General features: G+C 74.9%; 20 protein-coding genes. 10 read left to right on the forward strand and 10 right to left on the reverse strand.

The genetic code is table 11. The annotated features are described in order from the left end of the window. Nucleotides 1-31 precede the first annotated feature (31 nt). The gene (locus tag ACRYM0_RS07610; protein ID WP_432503674.1) at nt 32-1,576 is read right to left on the reverse strand and encodes an alpha-N-arabinofuranosidase; all 1,545 of its coding nucleotides are present in this window, start codon (nt 1,574-1,576) and stop codon (nt 32-34) included. An 88-nt stretch (nt 1,577-1,664) separates the two neighbouring features. On the opposite strand from ACRYM0_RS07610, the gene ACRYM0_RS07615 reads away from it, so the two are divergent. Beyond that, complete coding sequence (locus ACRYM0_RS07615; RefSeq protein ID WP_432503676.1) at nt 1,665-1,982, forward strand: GNAT family N-acetyltransferase; 318 nt, start codon at nt 1,665-1,667, stop codon at nt 1,980-1,982. Between the two features lie 106 nt (nt 1,983-2,088). Further along, on the forward strand, nt 2,089-3,207 hold the full coding sequence (locus ACRYM0_RS07620; protein WP_432503763.1) for a LacI family DNA-binding transcriptional regulator: 1,119 nt from the start codon (nt 2,089-2,091) through the stop codon (nt 3,205-3,207). Here the strand turns inward: ACRYM0_RS07620 and ACRYM0_RS07625 are convergent. Further along, a complete protein-coding gene (locus tag ACRYM0_RS07625) occupies nt 3,137-5,191 on the reverse strand; it encodes a protein kinase domain-containing protein (RefSeq protein ID WP_432503678.1) in 2,055 nt (684 codons plus the stop codon). The two genes, ACRYM0_RS07620 and ACRYM0_RS07625, sit on opposite strands and share 71 nt — an antisense overlap. A gap of 196 nt (nt 5,192-5,387) precedes the next feature. On the opposite strand from ACRYM0_RS07625, the gene ACRYM0_RS07630 reads away from it, so the two are divergent. Then, on the forward strand, nt 5,388-6,848 hold the full coding sequence (locus ACRYM0_RS07630) for an alpha,alpha-trehalose-phosphate synthase (UDP-forming) (protein ID WP_432503680.1): 1,461 nt from the start codon (nt 5,388-5,390) through the stop codon (nt 6,846-6,848). Next, nucleotides 6,845-7,636 carry a trehalose-phosphatase gene (gene otsB / locus ACRYM0_RS07635; RefSeq protein WP_432503682.1) on the forward strand — a complete coding sequence of 264 codons (792 nt, stop codon included), beginning with the start codon at nt 6,845-6,847 and terminating at the stop codon, nt 7,634-7,636. Before ACRYM0_RS07630 ends, otsB begins: the two co-directional genes overlap by 4 nt. Before the next feature lie 22 nt (nt 7,637-7,658). Here the strand turns inward: otsB and ACRYM0_RS07640 are convergent, their stop codons facing one another. Beyond that, nucleotides 7,659-8,846 (reverse strand): cation:proton antiporter, encoded by a 1,188-nt coding sequence (locus ACRYM0_RS07640; protein ID WP_432503684.1) that lies wholly within the window; start codon nt 8,844-8,846, stop codon nt 7,659-7,661. A gap of 51 nt (nt 8,847-8,897) precedes the next feature. After that, complete coding sequence (locus ACRYM0_RS07645; RefSeq protein ID WP_432503686.1) at nt 8,898-9,380, reverse strand: cation:proton antiporter regulatory subunit; 483 nt, start codon at nt 9,378-9,380, stop codon at nt 8,898-8,900. 386 nt (nt 9,381-9,766) lie between these two features. On the opposite strand from ACRYM0_RS07645, the gene ACRYM0_RS07650 reads away from it, so the two are divergent. The 3 genes from ACRYM0_RS07650 (at nt 9,767) to ACRYM0_RS07660 (ending at nt 13,122) form a co-directional block, all read left to right on the forward strand. Continuing rightward, a complete protein-coding gene (locus tag ACRYM0_RS07650; protein ID WP_432503688.1) occupies nt 9,767-10,843 on the forward strand; it encodes an ABC transporter ATP-binding protein in 1,077 nt (358 codons plus the stop codon). Between the two features lie 109 nt (nt 10,844-10,952). Continuing rightward, on the forward strand, nt 10,953-12,215 hold the full coding sequence (locus ACRYM0_RS07655; RefSeq protein ID WP_432503690.1) for a DUF4032 domain-containing protein: 1,263 nt from the start codon (nt 10,953-10,955) through the stop codon (nt 12,213-12,215). A gap of 22 nt (nt 12,216-12,237) precedes the next feature. After that, nucleotides 12,238-13,122, forward strand: coding sequence for an NAD-dependent epimerase/dehydratase family protein (locus ACRYM0_RS07660; RefSeq protein WP_432503692.1), 885 nt, complete (start codon nt 12,238-12,240; stop codon nt 13,120-13,122). A 55-nt stretch (nt 13,123-13,177) separates the two neighbouring features. Here ACRYM0_RS07660 and ACRYM0_RS07665 read toward each other — a convergent pair whose 3' ends face one another. The 4 genes from ACRYM0_RS07665 to cysS all read right to left on the reverse strand — a co-directional run bounded on the left by ACRYM0_RS07665 (nt 13,178) and on the right by cysS (nt 17,760). Beyond that, a complete protein-coding gene (locus ACRYM0_RS07665) occupies nt 13,178-14,041 on the reverse strand; it encodes a phosphatidylinositol-specific phospholipase C/glycerophosphodiester phosphodiesterase family protein (protein ID WP_432503764.1) in 864 nt (287 codons plus the stop codon). A 247-nt stretch (nt 14,042-14,288) separates the two neighbouring features. Continuing rightward, nucleotides 14,289-15,113: a DUF559 domain-containing protein gene (locus ACRYM0_RS07670; RefSeq protein WP_432503695.1), complete on the reverse strand. Its 825-nt coding sequence runs from the start codon at nt 15,111-15,113 to the stop codon at nt 14,289-14,291. A 257-nt stretch (nt 15,114-15,370) separates the two neighbouring features. Then, entirely contained in the window at nt 15,371-16,342 is a 972-nt protein-coding gene (gene rlmB / locus ACRYM0_RS07675) for a 23S rRNA (guanosine(2251)-2'-O)-methyltransferase RlmB (protein ID WP_432503697.1), read from the reverse strand. Then, nucleotides 16,342-17,760 (reverse strand): cysteine--tRNA ligase, encoded by a 1,419-nt coding sequence (gene cysS, locus ACRYM0_RS07680; protein ID WP_432503699.1) that lies wholly within the window; start codon nt 17,758-17,760, stop codon nt 16,342-16,344. Before cysS ends, rlmB begins: the two co-directional genes overlap by 1 nt. Before the next feature lie 100 nt (nt 17,761-17,860). On the opposite strand from cysS, the gene ACRYM0_RS07685 reads away from it, so the two are divergent. From ACRYM0_RS07685 to ACRYM0_RS07695, 3 genes are read left to right on the forward strand one after another with little or no spacing between them, the layout of a single operon-like run. After that, entirely contained in the window at nt 17,861-18,985 is a 1,125-nt protein-coding gene (locus ACRYM0_RS07685; RefSeq protein ID WP_432503701.1) for an S-(hydroxymethyl)mycothiol dehydrogenase, read from the forward strand. Next, on the forward strand, nt 18,982-19,635 hold the full coding sequence (locus ACRYM0_RS07690) for an MBL fold metallo-hydrolase (protein WP_432503703.1): 654 nt from the start codon (nt 18,982-18,984) through the stop codon (nt 19,633-19,635). Before ACRYM0_RS07685 ends, ACRYM0_RS07690 begins: the two co-directional genes overlap by 4 nt. Before the next feature lie 47 nt (nt 19,636-19,682). Further along, nucleotides 19,683-20,891, forward strand: coding sequence for an AI-2E family transporter (locus ACRYM0_RS07695; protein ID WP_432503705.1), 1,209 nt, complete (start codon nt 19,683-19,685; stop codon nt 20,889-20,891). Nucleotides 20,892-20,973: 82 nt separating this feature from the next. Here the strand turns inward: ACRYM0_RS07695 and ispF are convergent, their stop codons facing one another. Beyond that, on the reverse strand, nt 20,974-21,465 hold the full coding sequence (ispF, locus tag ACRYM0_RS07700) for a 2-C-methyl-D-erythritol 2,4-cyclodiphosphate synthase (RefSeq protein WP_432503707.1): 492 nt from the start codon (nt 21,463-21,465) through the stop codon (nt 20,974-20,976). Beyond that, nucleotides 21,462-22,088, reverse strand: a complete 627-nt coding sequence (ispD, locus tag ACRYM0_RS07705) for a 2-C-methyl-D-erythritol 4-phosphate cytidylyltransferase (RefSeq protein WP_432503710.1) — start codon at nt 22,086-22,088, stop codon at nt 21,462-21,464. The genes ispF and ispD overlap by 4 nt, the downstream gene beginning before the upstream one ends. Nucleotides 22,089-22,103 lie beyond the last annotated feature (15 nt).

The raw sequence follows: 22,103 nt of genomic DNA on the forward strand, positions 1-22,103 counted from the left end.
CGTCCGCCGGCGGACGGGGAACCGGCGGGGCTCAGCCCACCAGCGGCAGCTGCACCGTCGCGAAGGAGTGCGGCGGCAGCTCCACGGTCAGGGTGGAGCCCTCCACGCGGACGCCGTCGAGGGCGCGCGGTTCAACCGCCGTCGCCTGCCCCGGCACGTTGTGCGCGGTCAGGTCCGCGGCGGTGAGGACCTCACCGGTGGGCTCGCCGACGGTGCGGCCGCGCAGGTCCACGGTGAGGGTGACGGGCGCCTCGGCGTCCAGGTTCGTCAGCGACAGCAGGGCCACGTCGTCGCGGACGGACGCGGAGGCGGAGAAGGTGCGCAGCTGCTCGCCGTCGACGTCGCGCGCGGGGGCGTCCTCGCGCAGGTGCACCGCCAGCGACGCGGCGCCCTGGTGGCGGCGGTTCATCCGGAACACGTGGTACGTCGGCGTCAGGACGAGGTCGGCGCCGTCGGTGAGGACCACCGCCTGCAGCACGTTGACGGTCTGGGCGATGTTCGTCATGACGAGGCGGTCCGCGAAGCGGTGGAACACGTCGAAGTGCAGGCTGGCGACCAGCGCGTCGCGCAGGGTGTTCTGCTGGTACAGGAACCCCGGGTTCGTGCCGGGCTCGACGTCGAACCAGGTGCCCCACTCGTCGCAGACGAGACCGATCCGCTTGTCCGGGTCGTAGGCGTCCATGACGCGCGCGTGGCCGCCGAGGACGCGCTCCATGCCCTGCGCCTTGAGCATGGTGCGGTAGTAGTCGTCGGTGCCGAACTGCGTCGCCGAGCCCTTCTGGTCCCAGGTCGGCCCGGTCCACGTGTAGTAGTGGAACGAGACGGCCTGGATGGGCGCGTGCCCGTGGCGCTCCTCGACGCCCTTGCCGCCCAGGCCGCTGACGGTCTTCATCAGCGCCTCGGTCCAGCCGTAGTCGTCGTCGCTGGCGCCGGCGGCGATCCGGTACAGCCGGTTGTCGTCCTGGTCGCGGCAGTAGGTGGCGAACGTGCGGGCCTGCTCGGCGAACTGCTCGGCGGTCATGTTGCCGCCGCAGCCCCAGGCCTCGTTGCCGATGCCCCAGAACTTCACCTTCCAGGGCTCCTCGCGGCCGTTCTCCTTCCGCAGCCGCGCCATCGGGGAGTCGCCGCGGCGGGTGAGGTACTCCACCCACTCGCTCATCTCCCGCACAGTGCCCGAGCCCACGTTGCCGGAGACGTACGGCTCGGTGCCCAGCAGCTCGCACAGGGCCATGAACTCGTGGGTGCCGAAGTGGTTGTTCTCCTCCACGTCGCCCCAGTGGGTGTTCACCATGCGCGGGCGGTCCTGCTTGGGACCGATGCCGTTCATCCAGTGGTACTCGTCGGCGAAGCAGCCGCCCGGCCAGCGCAGGTTCGGGATGTCCAGGGCCTTGAGGGCCTCGACGACGTCCAGGCGGATGCCCCCCTCGTTGGGGATGTCGGAGTCCTCCCCGACGTAGAAGCCCTCGTAGATGCACCGCCCCAGGTGCTCGGCGAAGTGCCCGTAGACGTGGGGGTTGATCGTGGGGCCGGCGACGTCCAGGTCGACGACGGCGCTCACGGGAACGGGTGCGGACACTGATTCCTCCAACGTTGTAAGGACCCGGCGGGACACGACGCTACCCGCGCCGGGGAAGCCCGTCAGCCCCCGGGGCGTTCCCCAGCCCGTGAGCACTCCCCCGAACGACCCCGCCGCCCGCCTCGCCGTCACCCACCACGAGAGCGCCCACCGCTACGAGGGGCGCCTGGACGGCGAGCTGGTGGCGCTGGCCGACTACGTGCCCCAGGAGACCGACCGCGGCACCGCGCTGGCGTTCGTGCACACCGAGGTGGTGCCCGAGCACCAGGACGAGGGGCTGGCCAGCGCCCTCGTCGACGCCGCGCTGCAGGACGTGCGCGAGCGCGGCCTGCGCCTCGTCCCGGCGTGCTCCTTCGTGCGCCTGCACGTGCGCCGGCACCCCGAGCGGTACGCGGACCTCCTCTGACGGCTCCCGGCACGGCAGGATGGGTGCCGTGTCGCAGGAGCCGCAAGCCACGCCGAGCACCGACCGGGTCGTCAGGCGCCGTGCGCGCCGCGCACCCGCCTCCGGCGTGGTGACGCTGCACGACGTCGCCCGCGAGGCGGGGGTGTCGCTGGCCACGGCCTCGCGCGTGCTGAACGGCAGCACCCGCGTGGTCGGTGAGGCGCTGCGCGAGAAGGTCCTCGCGGCGGCGGCACAGCTGGACTACTCCCCCAACGCGCAGGCGCAGGCGATGGCGCGGGGCCGCTCGAACATCGTGGGCCTGGTGGTGCACGACATCGCCGACCCCTACTTCTCGACCATCGCGGCCGGGGTGATGCAGCGCGCGGCCCCCTCCGACGTCATCGTGACGCTCGCGGTGACGGGCGCCTCGGCGGCCACCGAGGTCGCCCACGTCACGGCGCTGCGGCGCCAGCGGGTGCGGGCGGTGCTGCTGGCGGGCAGCCGCTGGCAGGACGACGCGTCCACGCTGGCGCTGCGCGAGGAGCTCAACGCGTTCCGCGCCGACGGTGGCCGGGTCGCCGCCGTCACCCAGGACGTGCTGGGCGTGGACACGGTGCTCATCGACAACCACGACGACGCGCGCCGGCTGGCCGAGGAGCTGGTGGGCCTGGGGTACCGGGAGTTCGTGCTGCTGGCGGGCCCGCGCCAGGTGTCCACCGCGGTGGACCGCAGCGCCGGTTTCCGCGCCGCGCTGGCCGCGCACGGCCTGCCGCCGCTGCTGGACCTGGAGTGCGCCTTCACCCGCGACGGGGCGTACGGGGCGCTGAGCGAGGTGCTGGCTGGCGGGCTGCCGCGCACGGACGGGCGGCCGCCGTGCGTGCTGGCCGCCAACGACGTCATGGCGGTCGGTGCGATGGCGGCGGTGCGCGACGCCGGGCTGGACGTCCCCGGGGACGTGGCGGTGGCCGGGTTCGACGACATCCCCACGCTGCGCGACGTCAGCCCGGCGCTGACGACGGTGCAGCTGCCGCTGGCGGAGATCGGCGGGCGCGCCTTCGACCTGGTGGAGGAGCCCGCCGCGCACCGGCGCGTGGAGCAGGTGCGCGGCCGGGTGCTGCTGCGCGAGAGCACCCCGCCGCTGGGCTCAGAGCCCGGGCCGCGCCCGCGGCCCGGGGCTACTGGAGCCAGTCGAACGGCGACTGCGACAGCGGGCGCCAGTCCGGGGACCCGCCCTGCAGCACCATGACGGTGGCGGCCAGGGCCACCAGCAGCAGCACGCCGATCGCGACGCCCGTCTCGCGCTCGCCGCGCAGGCACGAGCGCACCGCGGTGCGCGTCCCCCGCTGCAGGGAGCGACTGCCCGGCCCGAACCACGCCACGAGGGTGCCCGCCAGCCCGCCCAGGGCCAGCAGGCGCGGTGAGCCCGGCTCGGCACCCACCGGCCAGCCGGCCACGGCGCCGCCGATGAAGACCACGCTGAGGCCGACCAGCAGCGGCACCACCGAGGCGAAGGCGGTGGAGACCGCGGCCCGCAGCAGGTGCCACGGGACGCCGGCCGTCACCGCCAGCGCGTCCGTGGAGCGGGGCCCGGCCTCCCACCGGCGGCGGAACAGCGCCGAGGAGGCGCGGTCCACCGTGCGCGCCAGCACCCCGCCCGCGAACGCGACGACCACGCCCGCGGTGGGCGCGACGGCGAAGACGCCGACCAGGGCCAGCAGTCCCGCGAAGAGGGTCCAGGTGCGCTGCGGGCGCGCCGGCTGCCCGTTCGTGCCCGTCCGGGCGCCGGCGCCCCGCGGCGGTTCCTGCCCGGCGGGCCGGCCCTGCGGGGCGGGGACCGGTGCGGGCCCGCCAGGGCCGGCGGGCGGCTGGACGGGACCGGGACCGGGCACCTGCGGGATCCAGCCGCGCGGCGCCTGCCGGACCCCGGGGCGCGCCGGCGGCTGCGGCACCGGGGTGGTGGGCGGCGCCACCGGAGGCAGCACGCGCGTGGAGTCCGCCGGCAGGTCCGGGTACCCCGGGAGGTGCTGCGGGGAGGACGAGGCGGGCGGCTGCGGGGCGGCCGGCGCCGCGGCGGGCAGGACGGTCGTCTCCGGCGCGGTCGGGTCCGGCCCGATGAGCGCGTCGAAGCGCGACCCCGGCCGTGCGGCCGGCGGTGCCGACGGCGGGGGCACCACGCTCGTCCACGCCGCCCCCGCGGCGTCCTGCGGGTCGACGGCGCCCGGTTGCGGGCCGGTGGTGGCGCCGTCCAGGGCGCGCAGCAGCTGCTCCGGGTCGGGGCGGTGCGCGGGGTTCACCGCGAGCGCCGCCAGCAGCGGACCGCGCAGGTCCGCGGGCACCCCCGTCAGGTCGACGTCGGCGCGGCGCACCCGGTCCAGGACGACCTCCATGGGGCCGGACCCGAACGGCGGGCGGCCGCTGGCGGCGTAGGCGACGGTGGCGGCCCAGCCCCACCAGTCGGTCGCGGTGGACACCCGTCCGCCGGCCACGACCTCCGGGGACAGGTACCCGGGGGTCCCCATGACCAGGCCCGTGGAGGTCAGCCGCACGTCGTCGGCGACGTGCGCGATGCCGAAGTCGATGACGACGGGGGCGCCGTCCAGCACCAGCACGTTGCTGGGCTTGAGGTCGCGGTGCACCACGCCGGCGGCGTGGATGGCCCGCAGCGCCTCGGCCAGGCCGTGGCCCAGGTCGCGCAGGCGCCCGCCGCGCAGCGGCCCGCGCGAGGAGACCACGGCCTCCAGCGAGGGGCCGGGCACGTAGCGCGTCACCAGGTGCGGCCACGGGGAGTCGACGTCGGCGCTGATGACCTCGGCGACGTGGGGCGAGCGCACCCGCTCCAGGGTCTGGACCTCGCGCGCCAGGCGGGCGCGGGCGTCGGGGTCGGCCGCGATGTGCGGCTTGAGGACCTTCAGCGCGACCGCGCGGTGCTCGGCGTCCAGCGCCAGCCACACCACGCCCATGCCGCCCTCGCCGACCACCCGGTCCAGGCGGTAGCCGCCGAGCCGGTCGCCCGGGGCGGGGGTGTGGGGGGCGGGTGCGGCGGGCCGCCAGCCGGTGACCGGCGTGCGCGGGTCGGCCGACGGGGCGGCACCCGCGGCGCGGGGCTCGCCGCCCCGCCACCCGGCGCCGTCCCCGGGGCGTTCCCCGGTGCCGTCGCGGCGGTGGTCCTCGGGCAGGCCCCCGGGGCGCACCGGCGCCGCGTCCGGGGAGCGCGGGAAGGGGGTGACCACGTCCCCACGGTACGGCAGGCACCGCGTCCGGAAGAGGTCCGGCGACACCCCCGTCGAGGCACGTCACCGCCCTGCGCGGCGGCTCGTGGACGCCCTGCGCGCACCCCGTGCGGGGACCGTGGACGGATCGTGGACGGGTCCGTCCGTGACCTTGCGGGTAGGGTCGGCCGCAGCGACCCCGAGGAGGATCATCCCCATGCCCGGCGACTACGACCTGGTGGTGGTGGCCAACCGGCTCCCCGTGGACCGCGTCGAGGAACCCGACGGCTCGACGTCCTGGCGGCGCAGCCCCGGTGGTCTGGTCACGGCCCTCGAACCCGTCATGAAGCGCGAGGACGGCGCGTGGGTCGGCTGGGCCGGCGGCGCCGGCGACGAGGCCCCCGAGCCCTTCGACGCGGAGGGCGTGCGGTGCGTGCCGATCCCCCTGTCCGAGGAGGAGGTCGAGGAGTACTACGAGGGCTTCTCGAACGGCACCCTGTGGCCGCTGTACCACGACGTCATCGTCGCCCCCGGCTACCACCGCAGCTGGTGGGAGGCCTACGTGCGGGTCAACGAGCGGTTCGCGGAGGCGGCCGCCGTGCAGGCCGCGCAGGGCGCCACGGTGTGGGTGCAGGACTACCAGCTGCAGCTGGTGCCGCGGATGCTGCGGCAGCGCCGGCCCGACCTGCAGATCGGGTTCTTCAACCACATCCCCTTCCCCCCGTTCGAGATCTTCGCCCAGCTGCCCTGGCGCAAGGCGATCATCGACGGCCTGCTCGGCGCGGACCTGGTGGGTTTCCAGCGCGCCGCGGACGCCAACAACTTCGCCCGCGCCTGCCGCCGGGCCAGCAACCTGCCGGCGCGCGCCGGCCGCATCCGGCTGGACGCCGAGGGCGGCCGCGAGGTGCGGGCGGCCTCGTTCCCCATCTCCATCGACTTCCGCGCCCTGGACGAGCTGGCCCAGCGCGAGGACGTCAAGGCGCGCGCCGCGGAGATCCGCCGCGACCTGGGCGACCCCGAGCACCTGCTGCTGGGCATCGACCGCCTGGACTACACCAAGGGGATCCTGCACCGGCTGAAGGCCTTCGAGGAGCTGCTGGACGACGGGCGCGTCGACGTCGCCGAGGCCTCCCTGGTCCAGGTCGCCACCCCCAGCCGCGAGCGCGTGGAGCAGTACGTGCAGCTGCGCCAGGACGTGGAGGTGACCGTCGGTCGCATCAACGGCACCCACTCGACCATCGCGCACACCGCCGTGCACTACCTGCACCACTCCTACGGGCGCGAGGAGATGGCGGCGCTGTACCTGGCGGCCGACGTCATGCTCGTGACCGCCCTGCGCGACGGCATGAACCTCGTGGCCAAGGAGTACGTGGCCTCGCGCCACGACGAGCGCGGCGTGCTGGTGCTCAGCGAGTTCACCGGCGCCGCCGACGAGCTGGGCGGGCAGGCCCTGATGGTGAACCCGCACGACATCGACGGGCTGAAGGACGCGGTGCTGCGGGCGCTGCGGATGCCCCCGCGCGAGGCGGGCCGGCGGATGCGGGCCCTGCGCCGGCGGGTGGGCGACCACGACGTGCAGCGCTGGGCGGCCTCGTTCCTGGAGGCGCTGGCCCAGCACGCCCCCGATCCGCGCGGCACCGCCGCGGAGGTGGCGGCCAGCGCGGAGGCGTCGGCGTGAGCGGGCCCGGCGCCGAGCTGGACGCCGGGCTGGCCGGCGCGCTGGAGGCCTTCGCCGCCCGCGGGCGGGTGCTGGTGGCCCTGGACTTCGACGGCGTGCTGTCCCCCATCGTGGACGAGCCGTCTGCGGCCCGGGCGCTGCCGGAGTCCTCGGCGGCGCTGGCGCGCCTGGTCGCCACGACGGACGTGGCGCTGGTGTCCGGCCGCGCGCTGGACGACCTGCGCGCCTGCGCGCAGCCGCCGGAGGGCGTGCTGCTGGTCGGCGGGCACGGCACCCAGTCCTCCCTCGACGGGGACGCGCCGCCGCTGCCGCCGGAGCGGGCGGCGCTGCTGGCCCGCCTGGTCGAGGAGCTGGAGGCCCTGGCGGCCGGCCGCGAGGGCGTGCACGTGGAGCGCAAGCCGATGTCGGCGGTGCTGCACACCCGCCGCGCCGCGCGCGACGTCGCCGCGGAGGTCACCGAGCGGGCGCTGACCGGGCCGGGGGCGCTGCCGGGGGTGCACGCCCTGCGCGGCAAGGAGGTCGTGGAGCTGGGGGCCGTGGAACTGGGCAAGGGCGCCGGTCTGCGGCGCCTGCGCGAACGGCTGTCGGCCGACGGGGCCCCCGTGGAGGCCGTCCTGTTCGCCGGGGACGACGTCACCGACGAGGACGCCTTCGCCGTGCTGTCCCCCGACGCCGGGGACCTGACGGTGAAGGTCGGCGACGGCGACACCGCGGCGGCCCGGCGGGTGGGCTCGCCGCAGGACGTGGCGGTGCTGCTGACGCGGCTGGCGGACCTGCGCGCTCGCTGAGCCCCGCGCCCGCCCGGTGGGCTCAGCGGACGGTGACGGCCGCTGCCCGTTCGCGCTGCCTGCGCACCCACCAGCGCCCGAAGGGGTCGGCGTAGCGGGCCAGGACCGGCCCCAGCACCGCCATGGCCAGCACGTAGGCGGCCGCCAGCGCCGCCAGCTGCGGGTCCAGCCCGCCGGCGGTGGCCAGACCGGCGATGACGATGGAGAACTCCCCGCGGGGGATCAGCGCGGCGCCGGCGCGGATGCGCCCGGGCACCGCGATGCCGATGCGGCGGGCGGCGACCCAGCCGGTGACGAGCTTGGTGGCGACGCCGAGGACGACGAGCGCCAGGGCGGGCAGGAGCACCGGCGGCAGGCTGGTCGGGTCGGTGGTCAGACCGAAGGAGACGAAGAAGACCGCGGCGAACAGGTCGCGCAGCGGCTCCAGGGAGCGGTGCGCCTCCTCCTCGAGGTCGCTGGACAGGCTGATGCCCAGGAGGAACGCGCCGACGGCGGCGGACACGTGCACCGCCTCGGCGAGGCCGGCCACCAGCAGGGCCAGGCCCAGCACCCGCAGCAGCGTCACCTCGGCGCTGCCGGCGGAGACGAACCGGGACACGTGCGAGCCCCACCGCAGGGCCACGAACAGCGCCACGGCCAGGCACGCCAGGGCGATGAGGACCGAGCCGGTGGCCTGCCAGACCCCCGAGGCGGCGAGCACCGCCGTGAGGACCGGCAGGTACACGGCCATGCCGAGGTCCTCCAGCACGAGGATGCCGAGCACGCCGGGGGTCTCGCGGTTGCCCAGGCGGCCGGTGTCGGCGAGCACCTTGGCGACGATGCCGGAGGAGCTGACGGCCGTGATGCCGAACATCGCCAGCGCCCCGACGGGCCCGTAGCCCAGCAGCAGGCCGGCCACCGCACCGGGCAGGCCGTTGAGGACGAGGTCCAGGACGCCCACCGGGGCCTGGCGCTTGAGGTTGCCCAGCAGGTCGTCCGCGGAGTACTCCAGCCCCAGCAGGAGCAGGAGCATGACGACGCCGATCTGGGAGGCGGCCTCCAGGAACCCCTCGGGGGCGTGCAGGGGGAGCACCCCGCCCGTGCCGAAGGCCAGCCCCGCCAGCAGGTACAGCGGCACGGGGGAGATGCCCAGGCGCCCCGCGAGGCGCCCGACGATGCCGAGACCCACGATGATCGCGCCGAGCTCGATGAGCAGAGCCGCGGCGTGCACTCCCCGACCAGCCGCCTTCCCGTGTCCGAGGGCCCTGCGGCCCGTCCTGCGTCAGCCCTTCGCCAGCACCTCGGCGGTGGCGCGCACGCCCTCCTGGGTGCCGACGACCACGATCTTGTCACCCGCCCGGAAGCGCTGGGAGGGCGCCGGGGAGGGGATGACCTCGCCGTCGCGCACGAGGGCCACGACGGAGGCGCCGGTGCGGGTGCGGATGGCGGCGTCGGCGAGGGTCCGGCCCTCGTAGGGCGAACCGGGCTCGACGTAGACGCCCTCGGTGGCCAGGCCCTCGATCTGCTCGCGCAGGCGGGCGAGGCGCTCGATGACGCGGGGCTGGCCGAGCAGCTCGGCCAGGACCTCGGCCTCGTCGGGGTCGAGGTCCACCACGGAGTGGCAGGCGTCGGGGTCGTCCTGCGAGTAGACGAGCAGTTCGCGCTCGCCGCCGCGCGTGGAGATCACGCCGATGCGGCGTCCGCGCGCGGTGGTGAAGTCGTGCCGCAGCCCCACGCCGGGCAGCTTGGTCTCTTCCAGGTCCACGGTAGGGAGTGTCCTCCAGGGCGAGGGGAGCCCGTGACAGGGGCACCGGCTGTCCCCCGGACGCCGCAGCGTCCACCGTGCTCAACGCCGCGCGGGCCGCGCGCCATCCCGCCCGGTGGCCCGGCGGACCCGTCCGGGTGTGTCGCTGCTCACAGTCCTTGCCCCGTGCGGGGACGTGGTGCAGTATCCGGGGCACCGCGACGCCGCGACCACGCAGGCGACGGCGCCGCGGCGGTCGGAGTCGCGGGCGACTCCCCCCGGGCCCGTCGGCCCGCGGGACACCCGCCGCGCCGGTCACAACTGCACACCGCCCGGGAGCAGCAGCGACCGGGTCCGTTCCACTACGGATCGTCCGGCACGTACCTGCCGGTGGAAGGACTGAGACGATGGCCACGGTCACGTTCGACAAGGCGACCCGCATCTACCCCGGCGGCGACAGGCCCGCTGTGGACGCGCTCGACCTGCACGTCGAGGACGGCGAGTTCCTCGTGCTGGTCGGCCCCTCCGGCTGCGGGAAGTCCACCTCGCTGCGCATGCTCGCGGGCCTGGAGGACGTCAACGGCGGGCGCATCCTCATCGGCGACCGCGACGTCACCACGGTCCCCCCGAAGGACCGCGACATCGCGATGGTGTTCCAGAACTACGCGCTCTACCCGCACATGACGGTCGCCGACAACATGGGCTTCGCCCTGAAGATCGCCGGCACCCCCAAGGACGAGATCAAGCGCCGCGTGCAGGAGGCGGCCAAGATCCTCGACCTCGAGCCGTACCTGACCCGCAAGCCCAAGGCCCTCTCCGGCGGTCAGCGCCAGCGCGTGGCCATGGGCCGCGCCATCGTGCGCCAGCCGCAGGTCTTCCTCATGGACGAGCCGCTGTCGAACCTGGACGCCAAGCTGCGCGTGCAGACCCGCACCCAGATCGCCTCCCTGCAGCGGCGCCTGGCCGTCACCACCGTCTACGTCACCCACGACCAGGTCGAGGCCATGACGATGGGCGACCGCGTCGCGGTCCTCAAGGACGGCGTCCTGCAGCAGGTCGACACCCCCCGCCGCATGTACGACCACCCGAACAACGTGTTCGTGGCCGGGTTCATCGGCTCCCCGGCCATGAACCTGCTCACCCTGGACGTCACCGACGGCGGCGTGCGCCTGGGCGACTCCGTGCACCCGGTGGAGCGCACCGCGCTGGCCGGCACGGGCGACAAGCTCACCCTGGGCGTGCGCCCGGAGGACCTGGAGCTGTCCGACCGCGGCCTGCCGGTGCGCGTCGACGTCGTCGAGGAGCTCGGCGCGGACGCGTACATCTACGGCTCCCTGGCCCAGCCGGGCAAGGAGGACCACCAGGTCATCGCCCGCGTCGACGGCCGCCGTCCCCCGGAGAAGGGCTCCACGGTGCACTTCACCCCCAAGGCGGGCCACGTGCACCTGTTCGACCAGCACTCCGGCGAGCGCCTGGGCGCCTGATCCCCCAGCGCGACCACGGACGGGCCGCCACCCCCGCACGCGGGGTGGCGGCCCGTCCTCGCGTGCGGGGACGAGACGCCCCGGCACCGCGTGAGAGAGGATGGCCAGCGTGAGCGCGCCCACCACCACCTCGCTGCAGATCACCGCGGCTCGGCCCTACCCCGACCTGCTGGACCTGCCGTGGGACGTCCCGCTGGAGGAGTGGCCCGACGAGCACCTCGCCGCGCTGCCCCGGGGCATCTCCCGGCACGTCGTGCGGTTCGTGAAGCTGGGCAACCGGGTGCTCGCCGTGAAGGAGACCAACGCGGAGATCGCCCACCGCGAGTACCGGATGCTGCGCATGCTCAACCGGCTCGAGGTGCCCTCGGTCCTGCCCGTCGCCGTCATCACCGGCCGCGTCGGCCGCGACGGCGAACCCCTGAACTCGGTGCTCGTCACCCGGCACCTGCAGTACTCCCTGCCCTACCGCGCCCTGTACAGCCAGACGCTGCGCCCCAGCACCGCCAAGCGCGCCGTCGACGCCCTCGCCGTCCTCCTCGTCCGGCTGCACCTCACCGGTTTCTACTGGGGCGACGTCTCGCTGTCGAACACGCTGTTCCGCCGCGACGCCGGCGCCTTCGCCGCCTACCTCGTGGACGCCGAGACCGGTGAGCTCTACGACGAGCTGTCCACCGGGCAGCGCGAGTACGACCTCGACGTCGCGCGCACCAACATCGCCGGCGAGCTCATGGACGTCGTCGCCAGCGGCGCGCTGGAGGTGGACATGGACGAGGTCCTCAACATCTCCGACCGCATCATCTCCCGCTACCGCGCCCTGTGGTCCGAGCTGACCGAGCCGGAGTCCTTCGAGCGCGGTGAGCGCTGGCGCGTCGAGGCCCGCATCCGCCGCCTGAACGACCTCGGCTTCGACGTCGGCGAGCTCGCCATCACCACGGACATCGACGGCACCAGCGTGCGCATCGAGCCGAAGGTCGTCGACGCCGGCCACCACTCCCGCCGCCTGCTGCGCCTGACCGGCCTGGACGCCGAGGAGAACCAGGCGCGCCGCCTGCTCAACGACCTCGACTCCTACATGGCGGCCGTCGACCGCCAGAACGAGGACGAGGAGATCGTCGCCCACGACTGGATGGCGGAGGTCTTCGAGCCCGTGCAGCGCGCCGTGCCGCGCGAGATGCGCGGCAAGCTGGAGGCCGCCGAGCTGTTCCACGAGGTCCTGGAGCACCGCTGGTACCTGTCCGAGCGGGCCGGCCGCGACGTCGGCCTCGACGAGGCCGTGCACTCCTACGTGGCGAGCGTCCTGCCGAGCAAGCCCGACGAGCGCGCCGTCCTCGGCGTCGACACGCAGTCCATCCGCGTCATCGCGGAACGCTGAACCACACCCCTGGAGGACGACGTTGCCCACCGACAAGCCCCGTGTCGCGCTGACCGGTGCCGCCGGCAAGCTGGGTCAGGTCGTGCTGCGCGACCTGCTGGAGAACGGCTGGTCGGTGCTCGCGCTGGACCAGGTGCGACCGCCGACGCTGCGGGCCGGTGACGACGCGCAGTTCCTGCGCATCGACCTGACCGACCACGGGCAGGTCGTGGAGGCGCTCGCCGGTCGCACCGACGAGCGCCCCGGCCCCCTCGACGCCGTCGTGCACCTGGCGGCGGTCCCGGCCCCAGGGCTGGTGAGCAACTCCGCGACGTTCCGCAACAACTCCGCCGCGACGTGGAACGTGTTCGACGCCGCCCGCGCCGCCGGGATCCGCAACGTGGTGTGGGCCTCCAGCGAGACCCTGCTGGGGCTGCCGTTCGACGCCGCTCCCCCGCCGTACGCGCCGCTGGACGAGGAGTACCGGGTCCGCCCGGAGTCCACGTACTCCCTCGTCAAGGCGCTGGAGGAGGAGATGGCGCACCACTTCTGCCGCTGGGAGCCGCAGCTGACGATGACGGGCCTGCGCTTCTCCAACGTCATGCACGTGGAGGACTACGCGCAGTTCCCGTCCTTCGACGCCGACCCGCACCTGCGCAAGTGGAACCTGTGGGGCTACATCGACGCCCGCGACGGCGCCCAGGCCGTGCGCCGCTCGCTGCAGCGCACCGGTCCCGGTGTGGAGGTGTTCATCGTCGCCAACGCCGACACCGTGATGAGCCGCTCCTCGGCGGAGCTGATGGCCGAGGTGTACCCGGGCGTGGAGGTGCGCGGGCAGCTCGGCGAGCACGAGACGCTGCTGAGCATCGACAAGGCGCGCCGGTTGCTGGGGTTCGAGCCGCAGCACTCCTGGCGCGACCACGTCTGACGCGCGCTGACGCGCCGTGCGGCGCTCCCCGCCGGGGAGCGCCGCACGAGCGGGTTCAGGCCGCCGCTTGCTCCGCCTGCACCGCCAGCAGGAAGTCGCGCAGCGCCGCGAGGTCGTCGGTGTTGATCTGGTCGACGTGGGCGGCGACCAGCTCGCGCCACACCGCTTCGCGCTCGGGACCGGGGGTGTCCGGGGTGGCCCAGAAGCGGACTTCGCGGCCGGCCAGGTGCGCCGCCTCGACGAAGTCGTGCAACCGGGTGCGCTCGTCCTCCGGCATCTCACCCACGCCCTGCCAGGTGAACAGGTTGCTCCAGTTGTCGCTGATCAGGGGCATGAAGTCGGGGTCCGCGCCGCTGGCCAGATCGCCGGAGCGGCCGTCGTAACCGGCGTGGCGCACCTGCTGGCGGGCCATGAGGTCCACCGGCCGGTTCCCGGAGACGACGGCGCTGACCGCGCCGTCCTCGCCGTCGTAGCCGTCCGCGGTCAGCTCGTACGTGGTGAACAGGCCCGCGTCGCGGCCGTCGTACTCGGCCAGGACCGCGTCCAGGGCCTCGTACGTGGCGACCGCGTCGCTCTTGATGTCGATGAGGAGCTGGACCTGCTCGCCGTCGCCGTACACGCTGCCGCCGTTCTCCGCGACGATCCCGGCCAGCGGGTCCAGGTACAGCGACCGCAGGGTGCGGGCGGGGTCGAGGTCCCAGGAGTCGTGGGCGACGAGGAGCTCGCCGTCCACCAGGTAGACGTCGGCCTCGACGCTGGTGAACCCGTGGTCCAGGGCGTCCAGCAGGGGGCGCTCGTGCTCGTAGTCGTTGTGGGCGTGGGCCTGCGGCAGCGACTGCACGGCCGGCGCGGGCGCGGGGGCCGCGCCGGGGTCGGCGGGCAGCGTGGTGGCACCGGCCGCGGTGGCGGTCAGCGGCAGCAGCAGGGCACCGCCGAGGCTGGCGAGCAGGGTGGTGGCGGAACGGCGCACGAGGTCCTCCGTCGTCGGGGGGGTCACGGGAGTGGACGAACGCGCACGCTACGAGGTGATCACGGCGCACCGGCGAACTCCCGGCGACCATCTGCCGAACACCCCGTCCCCGCGGAAACCACCCTTTCCGCCCCAGAGAGGGCCCTCCTGGGGCGGAAAGGGTGGTTTCCGCCCGGGAAGAGGGAAGGGGGCGGTGTCAGGCGGTGCGGTTCTGGCGGGCGACAGCACGGCGCACCGCGTCGACGACGGCGCCGGGTTCCCTCAGCGTCTCAGCGGTCACGTGCACCACCTCCCAGCCGGCGTCCCGCAGAGCCCTCAGGCGTCGGCGGTCCCGTTCCAGCTCCTCGCGCAGCGCGTGCCACGCGCCGTCGTACTCCACGGCGACCCGGAACTCCTCGAGGGCCAGGTCGACCCTCGCCACGAAGCGACCCGCGGCGTCGCGCACCTCCACGGCTGGGACGACGTCCAGCCCGGCGTCCCGGCACAGCACCCGCACCCGGGACTCCTGCGGGGACTCAGCCCGGGGATCGCACATCGTCGCCGCCGCCCGGGCGGGCACGACGTACGGGTCGTGGACGTCCTCCAACCACTGCTGGAACCGGACCGGGTCCAGCAGACCGCCTCGCGCCAACTGGTCCAGACCGGCGACCCCCTCGGGCTTCGGAGTGCGGGAACACACGTCGAACGCCATGCGCTCCGCGCTCACGAGGGGTACGCCGTTCCAGGTGCTCTCCAGTTCCACGGTGCACGCTTGCCGGACGCGCACCCCGGCAGGCATCGTCCAGCGCCCCGGGGCGGGCAGCAGGACCTCCACCTCGTCCCGCGCGCGGGCGAGGGGCACGCCGAGGACGGTGGCCTGGGACCGCCCGGTGACGGCCGCTCCCGGCGGCAGCAGCAGGCCCACCGCCTCGACCCGCAGCGCGTGCGTCAGCGGCACCAGAGCCGGCGCGTAGACGCCACGGACGACTCGCTGCACCCTCGGGCCGCGCAACTGCTTCTCGCTCAGGACTCCGGCTTCCACCGCCTGCCGGCCGAGGAAGACACGCGGCAGCGAAGGCGCCTGGGACCGCTGGCGCGAAGACGTACGTGGGAGCACGGGACCACCGTCCGCGCCCGCGCTGCTCCCCCACCGCGGCGCACGCGCTCCTTGGGGATGTCGCCCGCGGTCACCGCCCTGGGGAGACGGCGCCGTTCCCCGGCGGAAACCATGGTTTCCGCCCTCGTCGCTCCCCCGTCCGGGGCGGAAACCATGGTTTCCGCCCCGGAGGGGGTAGCGGGTCAGCGGTGGCGGGAGACCTCGTACAGGGCGATGCCCGCCGCGACGCCCGCGTTGAGGGACTCCACCGCAGCGGCCATCGGGATGCTCACCACCTGGTCGCACGTCTCGCGCACCAGGCGCGAGAGCCCCGCGCCCTCGGCGCCGACGACCACCACGATCGGGCCGTCGGCCAGCCGCAGCTCGGGCAGCGAGACGTCGCCGTCGGCGTCCAGGCCCACGACGAACAGGCCGGCGTCCTTGTACTCCTGCAGGGCGCGCGTCAGGTTCGTCGCCCGCGCCACCGGCACCCGCGCCGCAGCGCCCGCCGACGTCTTCCACGCCGAGGCCGTCATCCCCGCCGCGCGGCGCTCGGGCACCACGACGCCGTGCCCGCCGAACGCGGCCACCGAGCGCACCACCGCGCCGAGGTTGCGCGGGTCCGTCACCCCGTCCAGCGCCACCACCAGCGGCGGGCGGCCGGCGTCCGCGGCGCGGTCCAGCAGGTCCTGCGGGTGGGCGTAGTCGTACGGCGGGACCGATGCCGCCACGCCCTGGTGCACCGCACCCTCGGTGAAGCGGTCCAGGTCGGCGCGGGAGGCCTCCAGCAGCGGGATGCCGCGGTCACCGGCGGCGGCGAGGATCTCCCGGACGCGGTCGTCGGAGTCGATGCGCGCCGCCACGTACAGGCCCGTGATCGGCAGCCGTGCGCGCAGCGCCTCCACGATGGAGTTGCGGCCCGCGATCCACTCGGTCTCACCGGTCTTCTTCACGGTGCGCCGCACCGGGGGACGGCCACCGGGGCGCGGGTTCGCCGTCGCCGCCCGGTGCGCAGCCTTCGCCGCGCGCGCCGCGGCCGGGTGGTTGGTGCGCTCGGTCGCCTTCGGCGTGGGGCCCTTGCCCTCCAGCGCGCGGCGGTTCTTCCCGCCCGTGCCGATGGTGGGGCCCTTCTTGCCCTTGCTGACAGCGCCTCGGCGCCGGGAGTTGCCCGCCACTACTGCTCACCCTCCAACGACCACCGGGCTCCGGTGGGCGTGTCCTCGATCACGATGCCCGCGTCCTTGAGGGAGTCGCGCACCGCGTCGGCGGTCGCGAAGTCGCGCGCGGCGCGGGCGGCCGCGCGCTCCTCCAGTCGGGCGCGCACCAGGACGTCCAGCGCGTCGCGCGCCGCGTCCGAGGTGCCCGCCCGAGAGACCCACGGCTCGCTCAGCGGGTCCAGCCCCAGCACCCCGAGGCCGGCACGCACCCGGCCGAGGGCCGTGCGCGACGCCGTCTCGTCGCCGTCGGCCAGCGCCTGGTTGCCGTGCCGCGCCGCCTCGTGCAGCGACGCCAGCGCCGCCGGGGTGGCCAGGTCGTCGTCCATCGCGGCGGCGAACTCCGGCGCCACCTCCCCCACGGGGGCCTCCGGACCCAGCCGCTCGGCGGCACGGTGCACGAACCCCTCCAGGCGCGAGTACGCCGCCTCCGCCTCCACCAGGGAGGTGGCGGAGTACTCCAGGGCGGTGCGGTAGTGCGCCGAGACGAGGTAGTAGCGCAGCACCACCGCGCGGTGCTCGCGCAGCAGGGTGGGAATCCCCAGGACGTTGCCCAGCGACTTGCTCATCTTCTCGCCGGCCATCGTCACGAAGTGGTTGTGCAGCCAGTAGTCCGCGAAGCCGTCGCCGGCGGCGCGCGACTGCGCCTGCTCGTTCTCGTGGTGCGGGAAGCGCAGGTCCAGACCACCGCCGTGCACGTCGAAGCGCTCGCCCAGGTAGCGCCCGGCCATCGCCGAGCACTCCAGGTGCCAGCCCGGACGGCCCCGGCCCCACGGCGTCGGCCACGACGCGCTCGCCGGCTCGCCGGCCTTGGCGCCCTTCCACAGCGCGAAGTCGCGCGGGTCGCGCTTGCCGCGGGGGTCGGCGTCCGCGGCCGGCTCCATGTCTTCCAGCCGCTGGTGGGTGAGGCTGCCGTACTCCGGCCAGGAGCGGACGTCGAAGTAGACGTCGCCGGAGCCGTCGGTGGCGGCGTAGGCGTGGCCGCGCTCGATCAGCCGCTCGATCAGCTCGACCATCTCGGGCACGTGGCCGGTGGCGCGCGGCTCCACGGTGGGCGGCAGCACGCCGAGGGCGTCGTAGGCGGCGGAGAACTCCCGCTCGAAGCGAGCCGCGTGCGCCCACCACTCGACGCCGGCCTCGGCGGCCTTGGCGAGGATCTTGTCGTCGATGTCGGTGACGTTGCGCACCAGGGTGACCTCGTGGCCCGTCGCCGTCAGCCAGCGGCGCAGCACGTCGAAGGCGACCTGCGCGCGCACGTGCCCCAGGTGCGGGGAGCCCTGCGGCGTGGCGCCGCAGACGTAGACGCCGACGCGCCCGGGCCGCAGGGGGACGAAGTCGCGCACCGCGCCGGCGGCGCTGTCGTGGAGGCGCAGGGTCACCCCGCCAGGCTACCGGCCGGGCGCGGACCCGCCGTCCGCTCACCGGGACCGCCGTCGGGCACCGGGGCCGCCGTCGGGCCCCTCCACTAGGGTCGGCGCCATGGCCTGGACCGTTCCCGCGATCGTCTCCCGCAGCAAGGGCGCCCCCGTCGAGACCGCCGACGTCGTGGTGCCCGAACCGATCGCCGGGGAGGTGGTCGTGGACGTCGCCGCGTGCGGCGTCTGCCACACCGACCTGCACTACCGCGAGGGCGGCATCAGCGACGAGTTCCCCTTCCTGCTGGGCCACGAGGCCGCCGGCACCGTGGCCGCGATCGGCGAGGGCGTCACGAACGTCGCGGTGGGCGACGCCGTGGTGCTGAACTGGCGCGCGGTGTGCGGGGCCTGCCGCGCGTGCAAGCGCGGGCGCCCGCAGTACTGCTTCAACACGCACAACGCCACCCAGCAGATGAGGCTGAGCGACGGCACGCCGCTGAGCCCGGCGCTGGGCATCGGCGCGTTCGCGCCCAAGACGCTGGTGGCCGCGGGCCAGGCCACCCGCATCGACACCTCCATCTACGACGGCACCGGCACCTCCTTCGACCCGGCGGTGGCCGGGCTGCTGGGCTGCGGGGTCATGGCCGGCATCGGCGCGGCGGTGAACACCGCCCCCGTGACCCGCGGCGACACCGTGGCGGTCATCGGCTGCGGCGGGGTGGGCTGCGCGGCGATCGCCGGGGCGGTGCTGGCCGGGGCACGGCGCATCGTCGCGATCGACCTGGACGACAAGAAGCTGACGTGGGCGCGCCAGCTGGGCGCCACCCACACGATCAACTCCTCCGGGCTGGACGAGGACGGTGTCGTGGCCGCCGTGCGGGAGGTCACCGACTCCTTCGGCGCCGACGTGGTCATCGACGCGGTCGGGCGCCCGCAGACGTGGCGGCAGGCGTTCTACGCCCGCGACCTGGCCGGGGTGGTGGTGCTGGTGGGCGTGCCCACGCCCGAGATGCAGCTGAGCGTGCCGCTGGCGGACGTCTTCGGCCGTGGCGGGGCGTTGAAGTCCAGCTGGTACGGCGACTGCCTACCCGAGCGGGACTTCCCCGCGCTGCTGGAGCTGCACGCCAACGGGCGCCTGCCGCTGGAGGCGTTCGTGACCGAACGCATCGGGCTGGGCGACGTCGAGAAGGCGTTCGCGACCATGAAGAGCGGCGACGTGCTGCGCAGCGTCGTGGTGATGGACCAGTGAACGCGCGCAGCACTGCCCGGATCGAGCACCTGCTCACCTCCGGCACCTTCAGCCTGGACGGGAACACCTTCGACGTCGACAACAACGTCTGGCTGATCGGCGACGACGACGAGGTCGTCGTCCTGGACGCCCCCCACGACGTCGACGCGATCGCCACCGCGATCGGGAACCGGCGCCTGCTGGCCGTGGTGTGCACCCACGCCCACGACGACCACGTGCGCCGCGCCCCGCAGCTGGCCGAGCGCTTCAGCACCGAGCACCACCGCGTCCCGGTGCTGCTGCACCCGGCCGACCGCGAGGTGTGGGAGCTGACCCACGCGCAGGTCCCCACCACCGACCTGGTGCACGGTGAGGTCGTCACCGTGGCCGGTGCCGAGCTGCACGTGCTGCACACCCCCGGGCACACCCCCGGCTCCGTCAGCGTCTACGCCCCCGCCCTGGGCACGGTGTTCACCGGCGACACCCTCTTCGCCGGTGGACCCGGCGCCACGGGGCGCTCCTTCTCCGACTTCGGCACGATCATCGGCTCCATCCGCGACGTGCTGCTGGAGCTGCCCCCGGACACGCGGGTGCTCACCGGCCACGGGGAGAGCACCACCGTCGGGGACGAGGCCCCGCACCTGGACGAGTGGATCGCCCGGGGTCACTGACGCGGCAGACGAGTGGCGGTGTTCCCAGGGCCTGGGAGCATCGCCCCGTGAGCGATCCAACGGGCTCGACCCGCACCGTGAACGTCGTCGAACGCGGCATCGCCGAGGCCGCGAAGTGGGCGCTGCGCCTGCTGGTCCTCGGCATCGGCGTGGCCGGTCTGCTGTGGCTGCTCGGCAAGGGCTGGTCGCTGCTGCTGCCGCTGCTGCTCGCCGTGCTCCTCAGCGCGATCCTGTGGCCGCTGACGCAGGTGCTGCGCGCCGTGCTCCCGCGCGCGATCGCCGCGCTGCTGTCGATCCTCATCCTGGTGGCGCTCGTCGTCGGCATCTTCGCGGCCCTGATCCCCACCGTGGCCGGGCAGGCCGGGGAGGTCGCCGACTCCGCCGTCGCCGGCATCGAGCAGGTGCAGGAGTGGGTCACCGGCCCGCCGCTCAACCTCGGCGACGACGAGATCGGCAACCTCGTCAACCAGGGCCTGCAGGAGCTGCAGAGCAACGCGCAGAACATCGCCCTGAGCGTCGTGGGCGGTCTGGGGACCGTCGGGGCCGGCATCGGCTCCGGCGTGATCACGTTCCTGCTGGTGCTCGTGCTGACCTTCTTCTGCCTCTCCGACGGCGACCGCCTGCTGCCGTGGTCGCGCCGCTGGCTGGACGCCACCACGCACCGACACGCCACCGAGCTCGGCACCCGGGTCTGGGCGACGATCCGCGGCTACATCCTCTCCCAGGCCGCCGTGGCGTTCGTGGACGCGCTCTTCATCGGCATCGGCCTGTGGATCGTCGGCGTGCCGTTCGCCCTGCCGCTGGCCGTGACGATCTTCTTCGCGGCCTTCATCCCCATCGTCGGGGCCGTCGTGACCGGCGTCCTGGCGACGCTGGTCGCGCTCGTCACCCTCGGCTGGGTGCAGGCGCTCATCGTGCTGGGCATCGTGCTGCTGGTGCAGCAGCTGGAGGGCAACGTCCTGCAGCCGCTGCTGGTGGGCAAGACCCTCGCCCTGCACCCGGCGGTGGTCATCGGGGCGGTGACCATCGGCGGCACGCTGTTCGGCATCATCGGCGCGTTCCTCGCGGTGCCCGTGGCCGCGATCATCACGGTCGTGCTGCGCTACGTGCACCACGTGCTGCTGCCGGACGAGCCGGAGAACCCCACGGAGGAGCACGAGGCGAAGAAGAGCCCCCTGCGCCGGGACCCCGCCGCGGCCGAGGGGCAGCCCGCCGCCGCGGCCGCGGAAGGCGCCCACCAGCACGAGCGCTCCTGAGCGGACGCGTCGAGGCCCCCGCCGCAGGGTTCGCGGCGGGGGTCTCGACGCGCTGCGGCGCGCGGGGCGGAAGGACCGCGGTTCAGACGGGGACGACGAGCGCCGTCGCCACCGCGGCGATGCCCTCCCCGCGCCCGGTCAGCCCCAGACCGTCGGTCGTGGTGCCGGAGACGCTCACCGGCGCACCGCACGCCGCCGACAGCGCGGCCTCCGCCTCCGCGCGGCGGGTGCCGATCTTGGGACGGTTCCCCACCACCTGCACGGAGACGTTGCCGATCTCGTAGCCGGCGGCCCGCACCAGGCGGGCCGCCTCGGCGAGCAGCCGGGCCCCGGAGGCACCGGCCCACTCCGGGCGCCCCGTGCCGAAGTGGGCGCCGAGGTCGCCCAGGCCGCTCGCGGCGAACAGGGCGTCGGCGCAGGCGTGCGCGGCCACGTCGCCGTCGGAGTGCCCCTCGGGGCCGAGCGGCTCGTCGGGCCACAGCAGCCCCGCGACCCGGCACTCCCGGCCGGGCGCCAGCGGGTGCACGTCCACCCCGGTGCCCACGCGGGGCCAGCCGTTCCGGCCGGTGCTCACGCGCGCCCTCCGCTCAGCAGCGCCTCGGCCAGGACGAGGTCGACGGGCCGGGTCACCTTGAAGGCGGCGTCCTCGCCCGCCACGGTGACCACCTCGTGCCCCAGGGCCTCGAGCATCCCCGCGTCGTCGGTCGCGGGCGCACCCGACGCGGCGGCCTCGTGGGCGGCGCGCAGCGGGGCGCAGGAGAAGCCCTGGGGGGTCTGGACGGCGACGAGCTCGCGGCGGTCGACGGTCTCCACCACACGACCGCCCACCACGCGCTTGACGGTGTCGGAGACCGCGAGAGCGGGCACCACCGCCACGGCACCGCCGCGCACGGCCGCCACGACGGTGCGGAACACCGAGGGCGGGGTCAGGCAGCGAGCGGCGTCGTGCACCAGGACGACGTCGACGTCGGCGGGCAGGACGGCGAGCCCGCGACGCACGGAGTCCTGACGCTCTGGACCACCGGCGACGACCCGCAGGTCCCCGAGCCCCAGCGGCGCGAGCAGTTCCCGCACGCGCTGTTCCTCACCCTCCGGCGCGACCACCACCACGACGTCGACCACGCCGGACGCCGCCGCACGCCGGAGGGCGTGCAGCAGCAGGGGTTCTCCCGCCAGGGGGACGAGGGCCTTGGGCACCCCCGCCCCCAGGCG

The organism is Kineococcus arenarius subsp. arenarius, assembly GCF_050871845.1.
In the GTDB taxonomy this organism is placed as follows: Bacteria; Actinomycetota; Actinomycetes; order Actinomycetales; family Kineococcaceae; genus Kineococcus.